General features: G+C 50.8%; 14 protein-coding genes. 7 read left to right on the top strand and 7 right to left on the bottom strand.

Going from position 1 to position 15,600, the window contains the following annotated elements:
• Window positions 1–48 precede the first annotated feature (48 nt).
• The 5 genes from mutH (at window position 49) to A31E_RS24465 (ending at window position 3,970) form a co-directional block, all read left to right on the top strand.
• Complete coding sequence (mutH, locus tag A31E_RS08955) at window positions 49–738, top strand: DNA mismatch repair endonuclease MutH (protein WP_000082178.1); 690 nt, start codon at window positions 49–51, stop codon at window positions 736–738.
• A 69-nt stretch (window positions 739–807) separates the two neighbouring features.
• Complete coding sequence (locus tag A31E_RS08950; protein WP_000895631.1) at window positions 808–1,521, top strand: TerC family protein; 714 nt, start codon at window positions 808–810, stop codon at window positions 1,519–1,521.
• Between the two features lie 137 nt (window positions 1,522–1,658).
• Entirely contained in the window at window positions 1,659–1,877 is a 219-nt protein-coding gene (gene ygdR, locus A31E_RS08945) for a lipoprotein YgdR (protein WP_000758660.1), read from the top strand.
• Window positions 1,878–1,984: 107 nt separating this feature from the next.
• A complete protein-coding gene (locus A31E_RS08940) occupies window positions 1,985–3,025 on the top strand; it encodes an NADP(H)-dependent aldo-keto reductase (protein ID WP_001199280.1) in 1,041 nt (346 codons plus the stop codon).
• A 129-nt stretch (window positions 3,026–3,154) separates the two neighbouring features.
• Entirely contained in the window at window positions 3,155–3,970 is an 816-nt protein-coding gene (locus A31E_RS24465; RefSeq protein ID WP_016249149.1) for a DUF4139 domain-containing protein, read from the top strand.
• A 38-nt stretch (window positions 3,971–4,008) separates the two neighbouring features.
• Here A31E_RS24465 and lplT read toward each other — a convergent pair whose 3' ends face one another.
• Both lplT and aas read right to left on the bottom strand, forming a co-directional pair.
• Window positions 4,009–5,202, bottom strand: a complete 1,194-nt coding sequence (lplT, locus tag A31E_RS08935) for a lysophospholipid transporter LplT (RefSeq protein ID WP_000004668.1) — start codon at window positions 5,200–5,202, stop codon at window positions 4,009–4,011.
• Entirely contained in the window at window positions 5,195–7,354 is a 2,160-nt protein-coding gene (gene aas / locus A31E_RS08930; protein WP_016249150.1) for a bifunctional acyl-ACP--phospholipid O-acyltransferase/long-chain-fatty-acid--ACP ligase, read from the bottom strand. Before aas ends, lplT begins: the two co-directional genes overlap by 8 nt.
• A gap of 587 nt (window positions 7,355–7,941) precedes the next feature.
• Here aas and galR point away from each other — a divergent pair.
• The gene (galR, locus tag A31E_RS08925) at window positions 7,942–8,973 is read left to right on the top strand and encodes an HTH-type transcriptional regulator GalR (protein WP_016249151.1); all 1,032 of its coding nucleotides are present in this window, start codon (window positions 7,942–7,944) and stop codon (window positions 8,971–8,973) included.
• A gap of 6 nt (window positions 8,974–8,979) precedes the next feature.
• Here galR and lysA read toward each other — a convergent pair whose 3' ends face one another.
• Complete coding sequence (gene lysA, locus A31E_RS08920; RefSeq protein WP_001516997.1) at window positions 8,980–10,242, bottom strand: diaminopimelate decarboxylase; 1,263 nt, start codon at window positions 10,240–10,242, stop codon at window positions 8,980–8,982.
• A 121-nt stretch (window positions 10,243–10,363) separates the two neighbouring features.
• Between lysA and lysR the strand changes: the two genes are divergently transcribed.
• Window positions 10,364–11,281, top strand: coding sequence for a DNA-binding transcriptional regulator LysR (gene lysR, locus A31E_RS08915; RefSeq protein ID WP_001516998.1), 918 nt, complete (start codon window positions 10,364–10,366; stop codon window positions 11,279–11,281).
• A 4-nt stretch (window positions 11,282–11,285) separates the two neighbouring features.
• Here lysR and ygeA read toward each other — a convergent pair whose 3' ends face one another.
• From ygeA to kduI, 4 genes are all read right to left on the bottom strand, one after another.
• Complete coding sequence (ygeA, locus tag A31E_RS08910; protein ID WP_001516999.1) at window positions 11,286–11,978, bottom strand: amino acid racemase; 693 nt, start codon at window positions 11,976–11,978, stop codon at window positions 11,286–11,288.
• Window positions 11,979–12,108: 130 nt separating this feature from the next.
• Window positions 12,109–13,527, bottom strand: a complete 1,419-nt coding sequence (gene araE, locus A31E_RS08905) for an arabinose-proton symporter AraE (protein WP_000256427.1) — start codon at window positions 13,525–13,527, stop codon at window positions 12,109–12,111.
• Between the two features lie 314 nt (window positions 13,528–13,841).
• Window positions 13,842–14,603 (bottom strand): 2-dehydro-3-deoxy-D-gluconate 5-dehydrogenase KduD, encoded by a 762-nt coding sequence (kduD, locus tag A31E_RS08900; protein ID WP_000602501.1) that lies wholly within the window; start codon window positions 14,601–14,603, stop codon window positions 13,842–13,844.
• 29 nt (window positions 14,604–14,632) lie between these two features.
• Window positions 14,633–15,469 carry a 5-dehydro-4-deoxy-D-glucuronate isomerase gene (kduI, locus tag A31E_RS08895; RefSeq protein ID WP_000383241.1) on the bottom strand — a complete coding sequence of 279 codons (837 nt, stop codon included), beginning with the start codon at window positions 15,467–15,469 and terminating at the stop codon, window positions 14,633–14,635.
• Window positions 15,470–15,600 lie beyond the last annotated feature (131 nt).

Consider the following 15,600-nt stretch of genomic DNA (forward strand, 5'->3'; position numbering starts at 1 on the left):
GTATTCGGCACAGAATAGCTGCTTGTTTTTTAACCAAGGTGTTAAGCCATGTCCCAACCTCGCCCATTGCTCTCTCCCCCCGAAACTGAAGCGCAGTTACTGGCGCAAGCACAGCAACTTTCTGGTTACACACTAGGTGAACTGGCGGCGCTTGCCGGGTTGGTTACACCGGAGAATTTAAAACGCGATAAGGGTTGGATCGGTGTGTTACTGGAGATCTGGCTCGGAGCCAGCGCTGGCAGTAAACCTGAACAAGATTTTGCTGCTTTAGGCGTGGAACTCAAAACGATTCCTGTGGATAGTCTGGGACGTCCGCTGGAAACGACATTTGTTTGTGTTGCACCGTTAACCGGCAATAGCGGCGTGACCTGGGAAACCAGCCACGTGCGCCACAAACTCAAACGGGTGCTGTGGATACCGGTTGAAGGCGAGCGCAGCATCCCGCTGGCGCTACGTCGCGTAGGGTCACCGTTGTTGTGGAGCCCGAATGAAGAGGAAGACCAGCAGTTGCGCGAGGACTGGGAAGAATTGATGGATATGATTGTCCTCGGTCAGGTTGAGCGAATCACCGCTCGTCATGGGGAATATTTACAAATACGGCCGAAAGCAGCGAATGCGAAAGCTTTGACCGAAGCCATTGGCACCCGGGGCGAACGGATTCTGACGCTGCCACGCGGTTTTTATTTGAAGAAGAATTTCACCAGTGCGCTACTGGCGCGTCATTTTTTGATCCAGTAGCCATCACTTTGACCTGCCGCATTCCGGGCATATAATTACCGCTTCATTTTTTTTGGCAGGGCTTTTTAGATGTTATTTGCATGGATAACCGATCCTAACGCCTGGCTTGCGCTCGGTACGCTGACGCTGCTGGAGATCGTTCTTGGGATCGATAATATTATTTTCCTTTCTCTGGTGGTCGCAAAGTTGCCCACCGCACAGCGTGGTCATGCGCGGCGTCTGGGGCTGGCTGGAGCCATGGTTATGCGTCTGGCGCTGCTGGCATCGATTGCCTGGGTTACTCGCCTGACGAATCCGCTTTTTACAATCTTCAGTCAGGAAATTTCCGCTCGTGATTTGATTCTGCTGCTGGGCGGTCTGTTCCTTATCTGGAAAGCCAGTAAGGAGATCCACGAGTCTATCGAAGGCGAAGAAGAAGGGCTGAAAACACGCGTTTCTTCATTCCTCGGTGCTATCGTGCAGATTATGCTGCTGGATATTATTTTCAGCCTCGACTCGGTCATTACCGCCGTGGGTCTGTCGGATCATCTGTTTATTATGATGGCGGCCGTAGTGATTGCCGTAGGCGTGATGATGTTCGCCGCACGTTCAATTGGTGATTTTGTTGAACGCCATCCATCAGTGAAAATGTTGGCGCTCTCTTTCCTGATTCTGGTGGGCTTTACCCTGATTCTGGAAAGTTTCGATATCCACGTACCGAAAGGTTACATCTACTTCGCAATGTTCTTCTCCATTGCAGTAGAAAGCCTCAACCTGATTCGCAATAAAAAGAATCCACTCTGATGTTCCGTTCGCTCTCCTGCGGGAGAGCGAATGCCTTCCCTTTATCCTCACAGTTTAAGACTTTCCTGCTTTCAAGATGTATAACGTCAGATTATAAACAGACTATTATCATTGGTGGGCTTAATGAGGATAACCGGATGAAAAAATGGGCAGTATTAATCTCTGCAGTCGGACTGGCATTTGCTGTTTCCGGTTGTAGCAGTGATTATGTGATGGCAACTAAAGATGGTCGAATGATCCTGACGGATGGAAAACCGGAAATTGACGATGATACCGGGCTTGTGAGTTATCACGATCAGCAAGGTAACGCTATGCAAATTAACCGTGATGATGTCTCGCAAATTATTGAACGTTAAAAAATAAGGTCAGCATCCGGCTGGCCTTAAGATTTTTCGCTTTCCCTTTTCCCTTCCCTCTGCCATTTTTATATTCCTTATGTCGTGATTATAAAAAGGAAACGGCTATGCAATATCACCGTATACCCCACAGCTCGCTGGAAGTCAGCACGCTGGGGCTTGGCACGATGACGTTTGGTGAACAGAACAGCGAAGCCGACGCCCACGCACAACTCGACTATGCCGTCGCTCAGGGCATTAATCTTATTGACGTTGCCGAAATGTACCCCGTACCGCCGCGCCCCGAAACTCAGGGTTTAACCGAAACCTATGTCGGTAACTGGTTGGCAAAACATGGCAACCGCGAAAAGTTAATTATCGCCTCCAAAGTGAGCGGACCGTCGCGCAATAATGACAAGGGCATTCGCCCGGATCAGGCGCTGGACAGAAAAAATATCCGCGAAGCCCTGCATGACAGCCTCAAACGTTTGCAGACGGATTATCTCGATCTTTATCAGGTGCACTGGCCACAGCGCCCGACTAACTGCTTCGGCAAGCTCGGTTATAGCTGGACGGATTCTGCCCCTGCGATTTCTCTGCTCGACACGCTGGATGCACTGGCGGAGTACCAACGCGCGGGAAAAATTCGTTATATCGGCGTGTCGAATGAAACCGCATTTGGCGTAATGCGTTATCTGCATCTGGCAGACAAACACGATCTGCCGCGCATCGTCACTATTCAGAACCCCTATAGTCTGTTAAACCGCAGCTTTGAAGTGGGTCTGGCGGAAGTCAGTCAGTATGAAGGCGTCGAGTTACTGGCCTATTCGTGTCTGGGTTTCGGCACGCTGACCGGGAAATATCTCAATGGTGCAAAACCGGCTGGCGCACGCAATACACTCTTTAGTCGCTTCACCCGCTACAGCAGCGAGCAGACGCAAAAAGCCGTCGCGGCGTATGTTGATATCGCCAGACGTCATGGTCTCGATCCTGCGCAGATGGCGCTGGCCTTTGTACGCCGTCAACCGTTTGTTGCCAGCACTCTGCTGGGCGCAACGACGATGGAACAGTTAAAAACCAACGTCGAAAGTTTGCATCTGGAGTTAAGCGAAGACGTATTGGCTGAAATTGAAGCGGTACATCAGGTTTATACTTATCCGGCACCGTGATCCTTTCGCCTGGTGTTATGCGCCAGGCGTCTCTTTTCTCCACTTTTCAGAATATATTCACTACTTTTCGCCGCATCTTTCCTGACAAAGCGCAATAGACTCTTTTGGTCAACGCCAGAGCGCGTTTCAATGTCTGTACCCATTGTTAAGGATAACCATGTTGATTTTCAAACCTCTTCCCCTCGCCATGTTACTTACCGGGTGTATGTCCTCCGCCTGGAGGGCGCAGTTAACCCAGCGCTAACACTTAAAGACGTCACTGTTTATCTGCATGGTGCCAGCCTGCAAGGTGAAGAGACACTCAACTTACCGGCAGGTGAAAGCGAAATCATCTTCACCCATATTGCCAATTCGGTAACTGACGACAGCATCGCCATCTCTATCGATAACGGAGTGACGGTGCTTTCCTCACGTATCGAGCTACAGGAAACACAACCGAATGCGTTGCCGTCAGAGATTCAGCAACAGTTAAAAGCAGCAAAGGTGGAACAGGCAAAACTAACCGCCGAGAAAAACAATATTGCGGCTCAAATTAAGGTATTAGAGGCAAATAGCACATTAACCAATAAAAGTGCCGCCGAAGTTGGCAAGTCGCTGGATATTCAGCTTAACCGCGATCCTAAGTTGATTATTCAGCGTAAAGCCGCTCTCAAAAAAGAGAATGCGTTATCTATCTTTAACGACAGCGCAATACGTAACTTCAGTTACACCCTTAATGTGAAGAACAGCTACGGCGAAGCGGTGGATATCACTCTGCTCGACCAGATCCCAGTCAGTACTAATAGTGATATTACGGTAGAAAAAATGCAGTACGGGCAGGCGCAGTTTGATGCGAAAACGGGTGAACTGACCTGGACGCTGAAACTGTCGGGCAAAGAGAACGTGAGTCTGCCATTCTCTTACAGCGTGAAGTATCCGAAAGGTATGCCCCCTTCGGGAATGTGACCTTCACCAGATGGCTGAATGTGTCATCTGGCAAAAGATTAATGACGGCGTTGCCAGATCCACAGCGCCGTTATTGCCAGCGCAAACAGCGCACCAAAACCAATGCCAATGGGCACAACCGGAATTCCCACCATTACCGCCAGTGAATAAATCCCCAGCATCAGCAACATAGCACTGTTTTCGCCCAGGTTCTGTACCGCAATGGCATTCCCCGCCCCGACGCTTTTTTTGCCTCGCTCCTGTAATAACGCATTGAGCGGTACAACAAAAAAACCACCCAACATGCCAATCAACATCAGCAAGGCATAGGCAGGCAGCAGATCGTGTTGCAGGGAGAAAATCAGCACCACCACGCCAATCAAAATTCCAGCAGGCATACAGCGTGAAACGGTTTCCAGCGTGACCAGCTTCGCTGCCGCGCCTGCGCCAACCACGATACCGATCGCCACCATCGCGTTGAGGTAGGTTGGTGTGGCGTTATCAGTAATGCCCAGCGCCACCGGCACCCACAGCACTAAAAGGAAACGCAGCGTGACGCCGGCTCCCCAGAACAAACTAGTGCCTACCAGCGAAAATCGCGTTTCGCCATTGCACCACAGTGAAGTGCAGGCCAGTAGGAAACTACGGGTCATGTTGATGAGATTCCACGACTGTCCCGGACGCGCCGCCGCCAGCTTCGGAATGTACAGATTTGCCGCGACCGCGCCAGCATAAGCCAGAGCACAAGCAGCCAGAGCAGCAAGAACATGCCAGTCAGCCAGCACACCACCAGCTACGGAACCGAGCAAAATTGCCGCAATGGTGGAAGCTTCCATTAAACCGTTAGCTTTCACTAACTTGCTGCCGGTGGTTAATTCACCAAGAATGCCGTATTTTGCTGGTGAATAGGCTGCCGCACCAACGCCCACCAGCGTATAACCGAGAAAGGGGTTGAGGCCAAAGCAGATACTGGCAGCACCCAGCAGCTTAAGACCGTTGGCAAACATCATCACCCGACCTTTGGCAAAACTATCGGCAACCTGACCGACAAACGGTGCAAAAAGAATGTAAGCACCTACAAACACCATTTGCAGGATGGGCTGGCTCCACTCCGGATAGAACTGCGCTTTCAGTAACGCCAGAGTGGCAAACAGCAGCGCGTTATCGCCAAACGCAGAGAGAAACTGCGCGACGATAACCGCTTTCATCCCTTTCGACCATAGCGAAGTGTTAGTTTGCACTGACTCACTCATCGTGTTTTTCCGCTTCGTCTACCCAGCTTTTCAACGTGACAAAGTCAGGTTTGCCGCTGCCCAGTAATGGCATCTGCTTCAGATAGCGAATGTCGCGCGGTACGGCAAGTTCCGGCACACCGTGCTCGCGGGCATATTGTTGCAGCTTATCGCGAGTCAATTCATTGTCTGTGGTAAAGAGCACCAACGCCTCGCCTTTGCTGGCATCACTCTTAATGGCGGTGGCATGCATCTTGTCTGGTGAAACACCAATAGCCAGTTGCTCAACCATTTCCAGCGACACCATCTCCCCGGCAATTTTGGCAAAGCGTTTCGCTCGCCCCTGAATCTGCACAAATCCCTGCTCGTCGAAACGCACAATATCGCCAGTGTCATACCAGCCGCGCTCCATCTCGCCGTGGATATTCTCGGCCGCAGGTACTTCCAGCACGCCCGGCTTCTCCACTCGCAGGTAGCCGTTCATAATGTTCGGCCCCTTCAGTTGCAGGCGACCGCCGTCTTCGATACCCGGAACCGCCAGCAGTCGCGCATCCATACCTGGCAAAATACGCCCTACCGTACCGGGTTTCGCCGCCATCGGTACGTTGATGGACACCACCGGAGCACATTCCGTCACGCCGTAACCTTCAAGAATGCGCAGGCCAAATTTATCCTGCCAAAGCTGTTTGGTGCTTTCTTGCAGTTTTTCTGCGCCTGCCACCACATAGCGTAGACGATAGAAATCATACGGGTTGGCAAAGCGCGCGTAGTGACCGAGGAAGGTCGAGGTGCCGAAAAGCACGGTGCAACTACGGTCGTACACCAGTTCCGGCACAATTCGATAGTGCAACGGGCTTGGATAAAGGAACACTTCCGCCCCAGTCAGCAGTGGCGTAAACAGGCCAACAGTCAGACCAAAAGAGTGGAACAGTGGCAATGCCGACATAAAGCGATCATTGGTGGTGAAGTCGGCAATAGTTTTAATCTGCTCGACATTCGCCAGAATGCTTTTATGGCTATGAACCACGCCTTTCGGATGGCCTTCTGAACCGGAGGTGAACAGGATCAGCGCCTCTTCTTCCGGCTGCTGTTTTACCTGTGCCAGGCGCGGCATCAGCAAATGCGCGAAGATCCACACTTTGTCGGCAGTAGTGACATCCGCTTTTAAATCTTCCAGATAGACCCAGCGTACCTGGGTAAGCTGTTCCGGCAAATGCCAGAGTTTGCCTTTATCGAGAAACTGACGGGAAGTGAAAATGGTTTTGATTTCAGCCGCGGTAATGGCGCTGGTCAGCCCTTTTACACCGGCGGTGTAGTTCATCATTGCCGGGATACGGCGACGGGCGATAGCACCGAAAATTACTGCTGCGCTAATACCTGCGTTAGGCAGCATTAAGCCGATTCTTTCCCCTTCAGCAGTGTATTTTTCGAGCATACGCCCAACAAACAGTGTCTTAGTGAGTAATTTGCGATAGGTATCCGGGGTGAAGTTGACGTCTTCAACACACTTTTTTCCGGCCCCGAAACGGTACATCGCGCTCAGCAGCGATTCGTACAGCGTTTCACGTGGACGCACGGCCATACGCGCTTCCATCATAATTTGATGCAGCATTTCGCCTGCAATTTTGCGACGATCACGCGCGCGCGGCGCATCTGGCATCTGCACTTGTGTTGGCGGCAAAATATGCAGATGAATTGTCGGGAACAAGCGGCGTTTAACCAGCCCTTTCAGGCGGCTGAAGTGCGTAAGCTCCGCCCCTTCAATACGCAGCGGAACAACCGTCGCGCCTGACTTCGCCGCGACAAACCCCGCACCATCGTAGATTTTCATCAACGAACCGGTTGTCGTGATTCGCCCTTCAGGGAAAATCACCACCGGGCGGCCCTGTTCCACCAGACGCACCAGATGTTTAATCGCCATGGGTTGCGTCGGATCGAGGGGAACGAAGTCGATAAATGATTTCAGCCAACGCATATACCACTGCTGGCTAATGGAAGTATAAACGGCAAAAACAGGGCGAACGGGTAAAAACAGCGCCAGCAATATGCCATCAATAAATGAGACGTGATTGGGCGTGATAAGAACGCGCTCGCCCTTCAGTGCCTGGGTATCGCCTGTCACGCGAACGCGGTACAGAACACGGCACAAATTACGAAAAAAGCTAAAAAGCATTCCAACTCCCTTTGCTCATTCTTCAGTAATAATGAATGGTGCGAGATTACACCAGAAGGAGAACTCGAGCGACAGTAAAATAGGTATGAAAAAAAACCTGCGCATCCGCGCAGGTTGGTGCAAGAGACAGGGTACGAAGAGCGTACCGAATAATCTCACCAATCAATACCTCTGGGATCTTGATTGTGGTCTGCGCAAAGCATGTTCGCCAGCGAGAAAACGCAAAGGAATGAAGGGAAATGCAACGAGGTGTGTAAATTATCGGTTACTGTTACAGATTGATGTCAGGCGAAAAAAAACCTGCGCATCTGCGCAGGCTGGTGTAATTCATGTGCTCAACCCGAAGTTGACTTCACCTATCAATACCTCTGGGATCACCACTTTAGCAACCTGAAGCCAAACGCCACCAGCGGTCAATCGCAACAGCGTTTCGCAAAGTGTAACCAAAGGTTTGTAATCTCTTTTTTTGTCTTACTTATTCGCGTTTCGCTCACATTCCCCGCGCAGAAAACACCACCCCCCTTGAACCAACGGGCGTTTTCCGTAACACTGACAGAATGTAAGCGTTTACCCACAAAGGTATTTTCATGGCGACCATAAAGGATGTAGCCCGACTGGCAGGCGTTTCAGTCGCCACAGTTTCCCGCGTCATTAATAACTCTCCAAAAGCCAGTGAAGCTTCTCGTCTGGCTGTGCATAGCGCGATGGAATCTCTTAGCTATCACCCAAACGCCAACGCCCGGGCGCTGGCACAACAGACAACTGAAACCGTTGGCCTGATCGTTGGCGATGTTTCCGATCCCTTTTTCGGCGCAATGGTGAAAGCGGTCGAACAGGTGGCTTATCACACCGGTAATTTCTTATTGATTGGCAATGGTTACCACAACGAGCAAAAAGAGCGTCAGGCCATTGAGCAGTTGATCCGTCATCGCTGCGCCGCACTGGTTGTCCATGCCAAAATGATCCCGGATGCCGATTTAGCCGCATTGATGAAACAAATGCCAGGCATGGTGCTGATCAACCGGATACTCCCTGGTTTTGAGAACCGTTGTATCGCTCTGGACGATCGTTACGGTGCCTGGCTGGCGACACGTCATTTAATTCAGCAAGGCCATACCCGTATTGGTTACCTTTGCTCTAACCACTCTATTTCTGACGCCGAAGATCGCCTCCAGGGGTATTACGATGCCCTTACTGAAAGCGGTATTCCAGTTAATGACCGGTTAGTAACTTTTGGTGAACCGGATGAAAGTGGCGGCGAACAGGCAATGACTGAACTGCTGGGAAGAGGCCGGAATTTCACCGCGGTGGCCTGTTATAACGACTCAATGGCGGCGGGCGCGATGGGCGTACTCAATGACAATGGGATCGATGTACCGGGCGAGATTTCGTTGATTGGTTTTGATGATGTGCTGGTATCACGCTATGTGCGCCCACGGCTGACCACCGTACGTTACCCCATTGTGACGATGGCAACCCAGGCTGCCGAACTGGCATTAGCGCTGGCGGATAATCGCCCCCTCCCCGAAATCACCAATGTCTTTAGTCCTACGCTGGTACGCCGCCATTCAGTTTCAACGCCGTCGCTGGAGGCAACGCATAACACCGCCAGCGACTAGCGGTGATTAAAGCAACTCTAGCGCCAGTAATTCTTCAATGGTCTGGCGGCGGCGAATCAACCGCGCCTGACCATTATCAAACAGAACTTCTGGCAACAGTGGGCGGCTATTGTAGTTTGATGACATTGACGCGCCATATGCCCCCGTATCATGCAGCACCAGATAATCACCCGCCTTCACTTCCGGCAAAGCGCGGGTTTCGACATTTCCCCCCTCCTGCTGGGTAAAAACATCGCCCGATTCACATAACGGCCCGGCGACAACGGTTTCCACCGTTGGTGCCTGTTCAAGAGAACGACCATCAGCCGCCAGGGCGCTAATATGGTGGTAACTGCCGTACATTGCCGGACGCATCAGGTCGTTAAATCCGGCATCAACCAGCACAAAGCGGCGACTGCCCATTTGTTTGACGCTCCGCACCTGAGTAATCAACACGCCAGACTGCGCCACCAGGAAGCGACCCGGTTCAATTTCCAGTTTCACGTGATGCCCCAAATGGCAAGCGATCTGCTCACGCGCGGCATTCCACAGACCATAATAATGTTCAGTATCAACCGACTCCTCTCCCTGCTGATAAGGAACAGAAAGCCCACCACCTGCAGAAATAGCCTGTAAATCCTGACCAAATTCGATGACCTGACGCACCATCGCCCCACACACCTGCTCCAGATGCGCGTAATCAACACCGGAACCAATGTGCATGTGAATGCCGACCAGTTGCAGATGATGACGTTGTATCACTTCCAGTGCGGCGGGAAGATCGGCATACCAGATGCCGTGCTTACTGTTTTCGCCACCAGTATTGGTTTTTTGGCTATGACCGTGACCAAACCCCGGGTTAACGCGCAGCCATACCCGATGCCCTGGCGAAACCTTCCCCAGTTGGTCGAGCATATCGACAGAGCCAGCATTCACTGGAATTTGCAATTCACTGACGCGCTCAAGCGTTGCCTGATCGATAACATCCGCGGTAAAGACGATGTCATCGGGATGCGTTTGCGGATTGTATCCCGCCGCCAGCGCACGCTCGATTTCACCCAACGAGACGGAATCTACTTTCACGCCCTGCTCACGCATTAAGCGCAAAATATGAATATTGGAACAAGCTTTCTGTGCGAAGCGCACCACATCAAACTGTTTCAACGCCGCAATCTGCCGACGAATAATTTGTGCATCGTAGACCCACACCGGGCAGCCAAATTCTGCGGGCAAGCGCAGCAGATTTTCGGCGCTGAGATCGGTATCAGTGCTGAACAGTGAATGTGGCATAACAAACTCCGAATAAGTGCTTTTTTATGATTACGCCACATCATAAAAAGAATAAAAAATATCGATTTATGCCGAGTCTATGCAAAAATGATATGGATTACCGGATTGCGAGAGAAAGTAGATGGCCGCCGTTAACTTACGTCATATTGAAATTTTTCATGCGGTTATGACCGCCGGAAGCCTGACTGAAGCCGCACAACTGCTGCACACCTCACAGCCAACTGTCAGCCGCGAACTGGCACGTTTTGAAAAGGTGATTGGGTTGAAACTGTTTGAGCGCATACGCGGAAGATTACATCCTACCGTGCAAGGACTGCGGCTATTTGAAGAGGTGCAGCGCTCCTGGTACGGGCTGGATCGCATCGTCAGCGCCGCTGAAAGTCTGCGCGAGTTTCGCCAGGGAGAACTTTCAATTGCCTGCCTGCCGGTCTTTTCGCAGTCTTTTTTGCCCCCGCTGCTACAACCTTTTCTGGCCCGTTATCCTGAAGTCAGTTTAAATATCGTGCCGCAGGAATCGCCGCTACTTGAAGAGTGGCTTTCGGCCCAGCGCCATGATTTAGGACTCACCGAAACGCTGCATACGCCTGCGGGTACGGAACGTACCGAATTACTGTCTTTAGATGAAGTCTGTGTTTTACCGCGGGCACATCCGCTGGCGACAAAAGAGGTATTAACGCCGGAAGATTTTCAGGGTGAGAATTACATCAGCCTTTCCCGTACTGACAGCTATCGCCAGTTGCTGGATCAACTGTTTAATGAACATCAGGTTAAACGCCGCATGATTGTGGAGACCCATAGTGCCGCGTCAGTCTGCGCGATGGTACGGGCGGGAGCGGGCGTTTCGATAGTTAACCCACTCACCGCTCTGGATTATGCAGCAAGCGGATTAGTCGTGCGGCGATTCAGTATTGCTGTTCCCTTCACCGTTAGCCTGATTCGCCCCCTGCACCGCCCGTCTTCAGCACTGGTACAGGCATTTACAGAGCATTTACAAGTCGGTTTACCGAAACTGGTTGCCTCGCTTGACGCTATTTTGTAGTCAGTTACGACAGCATAAAGGCAACCGCATCCTCGGCATGGATCGCTGCAGTATCAAATACGGGAAGAACGCTGCGTTCTTCAGGCACCAGTAAACCAATTTCTGTGCAGCCGAAAATCACGCCCTGCGCGCCCTGTTCTGCGAGGCGAGCAATCACTTGCGCATAATAAGCGCGCGATGCTTCGGTAAATTGCCCCAGACACAGCTCTTCAAAAATAATCTGATTAATTTTCGCCCGTTCATCTGCTTCAGGCACCAGACAATCGATAGAAAATTGCTCCGCCAACCGCCCACGATAAAAATCCTGCTCCATAGTGTAGCGCGTGCCCAGTAGCGCTACGCGCGTCATTCCGGCGCGGCTGATTGCTCGTCCGGTGGCATCCGCAATATGTAAAAAAGGCAGCGAGCAACGGGATTCGATGACATCTGCCACTTTGTGCATCGTATTGGTACATAACACAATGCCCTCTGCACCCGCCCGCTGTAAGCCAATCGCCGCCTCTGCCAGAATCTCCCCGGTTTTATCCCATTCACCACGACGTTGACACTCTTCTATTTCATGAAAATCGACGCTATGTAGCAGCACTTGCGCAGAGTGAAGTCCACCAAGCCGCTGTTTAATGCCTTCATTTATCAGGCGATAGTAAGGGATGGTGGATTCCCAACTCATTCCCCCCAGCAAACCAATTGTTTTCATTCCTCTCTCCTGTCTTGTGAGTTACCGCAGCGAGGCAGAATAAAGGACGTAACGAACGCCTCAACGGCCAGGTGCCCGATCTCTATTAGCGAAAAAAAGGCCGGATGTACAGCACATCCGGCCAGTGAAATCAGACGCCGATATTTCTCAACTTCTCGCCAGACATCAGTTTACGTTCGATATGTTCCAGCGTGACATTCTTGGTTTCAGGAATGAGCCAGAAAGTGATGCCCACAAACGCAATGTTCAATGCGGTGTAGAGCCAGAACGTACCGGCAGCGCCAATGCTGTCGAGCAACGTCAGGAAGGTCGCGCCGATAATCATGTTCGACACCCAGTTGGTGGTGGTCGAGCAAGTAATACCGAAATCGCGACATTTCAGCGGCTGAATTTCGGAGCACAGGATCCACACCACAGGCGCGGCACTCATCGCATAACCGGCAATACACATCATCGTCATGCCAACAGAGAGCCAGGACAAACCACTGGAAGCCGTTCCGTTATCAAACTGCATCAGGCAATAACCCAACACCAGAGTTCCCAACGCCATCACGCTGAAACCAATTTTCAGCGCCGGTTTACGCCCCGCTTTATCGACCGTAAAGACGGCAATAAAGGTGGCGAACATAAAGGTCAACCCCACCACCAGAGTCGCAATCATCTGCTGTTCGGTAGTCGTAAAGCCCGCCATTTTGAAGATACGCGGCGCGTAGTACATGATGATGTTCATACCAGTAAACTGCTGCATCGCCTGCAACAACATACCGAGGAACACGGCACGACGGACGTTACGGTTGATCTTAAACAGCGCCCAACCGCCCTGTTTTAATTTCAGGCTTTCACGTATTTCGTTGAGTTCTTCTCGCGCTTTTTCCGATGTATCGCGCAGCATACGCAGCACTTCTTCCGCCTCAATATGACGCCCTTTCTCCGCCAGCCAGCGCGGACTATTCGGCAGGAAGACCACCAGAATAATCAACAGGACTGCAGGTAAGGCAAGAACACCTAACATTGCGCGCCAGTTACCGCTATAGCTGAAGGCTGTATCGGATAAAAACGCCAGCACAATGCCGAGTGTGACCATCAACTGGTACATACTGATCATCTTGCCACGAACGTTTTCACTCGCCATTTCTGAGAGATAGAGAGGTGCAGTATAAGAGGCGATTCCGACAGCAATCCCCAGCACCACACGGGCGGCAATCAGCATTTCAACGCTGGTCGCAAAAGCCGACCCTATCGAACCGAGCACAAAGAGGATAGCCCCCGCCATCAGACTGTATTTACGCCCCAGGCGGAACGACAGCCAACCGTTAAACAGCGCACCGATTGCTGCGCCAAGCATCATGCTGCTGACCACCCACTCCTGCAAACGACTGGTCAGCACAAAGTGATCGGTGATGAACGGCAACGCTCCGGCAATAACTCCGATATCAAGACCGAATAACAATCCCGCGACCGCAGCAGCTACCGAAACAAACATATTCATACGCCGCGTATCGCGCAGAGGGCGCGGCGTTAAAGCAGATTCCGTATTGATAGTAACCATTTTTTCCTGCCAGCACAGAGTAAGACATAGTGAAAAAATACGTGAACAATTAACTCAGGTGTCAGGTCGGAAACATCATAAATATGGATTAAACTGCTGCTACATACTGTTATGTGATGGACATTACACTTTTAAAATTAAGTGAAATTAATGACATTATAATTAAGCATATAATTTTAAAGCAGATAAAAATCATAAAGTTTATTAATTGATAATTAATATGGATTATTTCATAACCATGATATGGATTATGCTGATTATCAGAAATAAAAAACCCCGCCGTCAGGTAGGGTCTTAATAGCAAACTGAATAAATTAACGTGCCAGCCAGCCGCCATCCACAGCAACGGTATAACCATTCACATAGTCTGAAGCACTGGAGGCAAGGAATACCACCGGCCCCATCAGATCGCTCGGTAGCCCCCAGCGTCCGGCAGGAATGCGCTCAAGAATTTCCGCACTACGTTGTTCATCAGCCCGCAATTGCTGAGTATTGTTGGTCGCCATGTAACCCGGAGCAATCGCATTAACGTTGATGTTATGTTTTGCCCATTCGTTCGCCATCAGGCGCGTCACGCCCATCACGCCGCTTTTTGATGCGGTATACGAAGGCACACGGATCCCGCCCTGAAATGAAAGCATTGACGCAATATTGATAATCTTGCCGCCGTTGCCCTGAGCGATAAAGTGTTTCGCCGCAGCCTGAGACATGAAGAACACGCTTTTGATATTCAGGTTCATCACATCATCCCAGTCTTTTTCGCTGAACTCGAGGGCATCTTCACGGCGAATCAATCCGGCGTTATTCACCAGGATATCAATATGACCGAACTCTGCTACCGCACGATCCAGCAGTGCTGGGATGCCATCAATCTTACGCAGATCGGCAGTCAGACTTAAAAAGCGACGCCCCAGCGCAGTAACCTGTTCAATAGTCTCTGTTGGCTCAACAATGTTGATGCCGACAATGTCACAACCCGCCTGTGCCAGCCCCAGTGCCATTCCCTGTCCCAGCCCGGTGTCACAACCGGTGACTACCGCAACTTTACCTTCAAGAGAAAATGCATTTAAAATCATAATAATACCTTATTCATTTATACTCGCGACTAGCGCAGATCTTTAACGGCAACGTGGTCCATATCATCAAAGACCTGGTTTTCACCGACCATGCCCCAGATAAAGGTATAAGCTTTGGTTCCTACGCCAGAATGGATAGACCAACTTGGGGAGATCACTGCCTGTTCGTTATGTATCACAATATGACGCGTTTCTTGCGGCTGCCCCATCATGTGGAAAACGCAGGCGTCATCGTCCATGTTGAAATAGAAATAAACTTCCATCCGACGTTCGTGGGTGTGGCACGGCATCGTGTTCCACAGGTTACCCGGTGCCAGCTCCGTCAGCCCCATACTCAACTGGCAGGTTTCCAGCACATCCGGCACAAAATATTTGTTAATCGTGCGGCGGTTGCTGGTGAGGTTATCGCCCAGCGTAACCGGAGACACTTCGGACGGAGTCACTTTTTTGGTGGGATACGTTGTGTGAGCAGGCGCACAGTTGTAGTAAAACTTCGCTGGAGTGGCACTATCGATGCTGGCAAAGACAACCTCTTTTGCACCTTTACCTACATACAAGGCATCGCGGTGACCGATTTCATAGCATTGACCATCGACAGTAATCGTTCCGGCACCGCCAATATTGATAACACCCAGCTCGCGACGCTCAAGGAAGTAGCTCACGCCCAGTTGTTTTCCGACTTCCCCGCCAACGGAAACCGTTTTTGCTACCGGCATAATACCGCCAACAATAATACGGTCAATGTGGCTGTAAACCATGGTGTACTCATCCGCGACGAATACCTTTTCAACCAAAAATTCATTGCGCAGCCCCTGGGTATCCAGCGTTTTCGCGTGCGCACTGTGGATGCTCTGTCTTACGTCCACATCAACCTCCGATAATCAGTGAAGCATGAAATTACAAACGATAGTGAAACATCGTTTCGTTTTCTCTTTAAAGGGATGATATGCCCATGGGATATGGTTTTCAATTAAAAATAAAACATTGTTTCATTTTC

It is taken from the genome of Escherichia sp. KTE159 (genome assembly GCF_000408805.1).
GTDB lineage: Bacteria > Pseudomonadota > Gammaproteobacteria > Enterobacterales > Enterobacteriaceae > Escherichia > Escherichia marmotae.

What these genes read in the sequence shown, in the direction of transcription:
- kduD (WP_000602501.1), bottom strand. Translation starts at nt 14,603, where the DNA reads ATGATTTTAAATGCATTTTCTCTTGAAGGTAAAGTTGCGGTAGTCACC.
- ygdR (WP_000758660.1), top strand. Translation starts at nt 1,659, where the DNA reads ATGAAAAAATGGGCAGTATTAATCTCTGCAGTCGGACTGGCATTTGCT.
- A31E_RS08950 (WP_000895631.1), top strand. Translation starts at nt 808, where the DNA reads ATGTTATTTGCATGGATAACCGATCCTAACGCCTGGCTTGCGCTCGGT.
- lysR (WP_001516998.1), top strand. Translation starts at nt 10,364, where the DNA reads ATGGCCGCCGTTAACTTACGTCATATTGAAATTTTTCATGCGGTTATG.
- ygeA (WP_001516999.1), bottom strand. Translation starts at nt 11,978, where the DNA reads ATGAAAACAATTGGTTTGCTGGGGGGAATGAGTTGGGAATCCACCATC.
- lysA (WP_001516997.1), bottom strand. Translation starts at nt 10,242, where the DNA reads ATGCCACATTCACTGTTCAGCACTGATACCGATCTCAGCGCCGAAAAT.
- A31E_RS24465 (WP_016249149.1), top strand. Translation starts at nt 3,155, where the DNA reads ATGTCTGTACCCATTGTTAAGGATAACCATGTTGATTTTCAAACCTCT.
- A31E_RS08940 (WP_001199280.1), top strand. Translation starts at nt 1,985, where the DNA reads ATGCAATATCACCGTATACCCCACAGCTCGCTGGAAGTCAGCACGCTG.
- galR (WP_016249151.1), top strand. Translation starts at nt 7,942, where the DNA reads ATGGCGACCATAAAGGATGTAGCCCGACTGGCAGGCGTTTCAGTCGCC.
- aas (WP_016249150.1), bottom strand. Translation starts at nt 7,354, where the DNA reads ATGCTTTTTAGCTTTTTTCGTAATTTGTGCCGTGTTCTGTACCGCGTT.
- mutH (WP_000082178.1), top strand. Translation starts at nt 49, where the DNA reads ATGTCCCAACCTCGCCCATTGCTCTCTCCCCCCGAAACTGAAGCGCAG.
- araE (WP_000256427.1), bottom strand. Translation starts at nt 13,527, where the DNA reads ATGGTTACTATCAATACGGAATCTGCTTTAACGCCGCGCCCTCTGCGC.
- lplT (WP_000004668.1), bottom strand. Translation starts at nt 5,202, where the DNA reads ATGAGTGAGTCAGTGCAAACTAACACTTCGCTATGGTCGAAAGGGATG.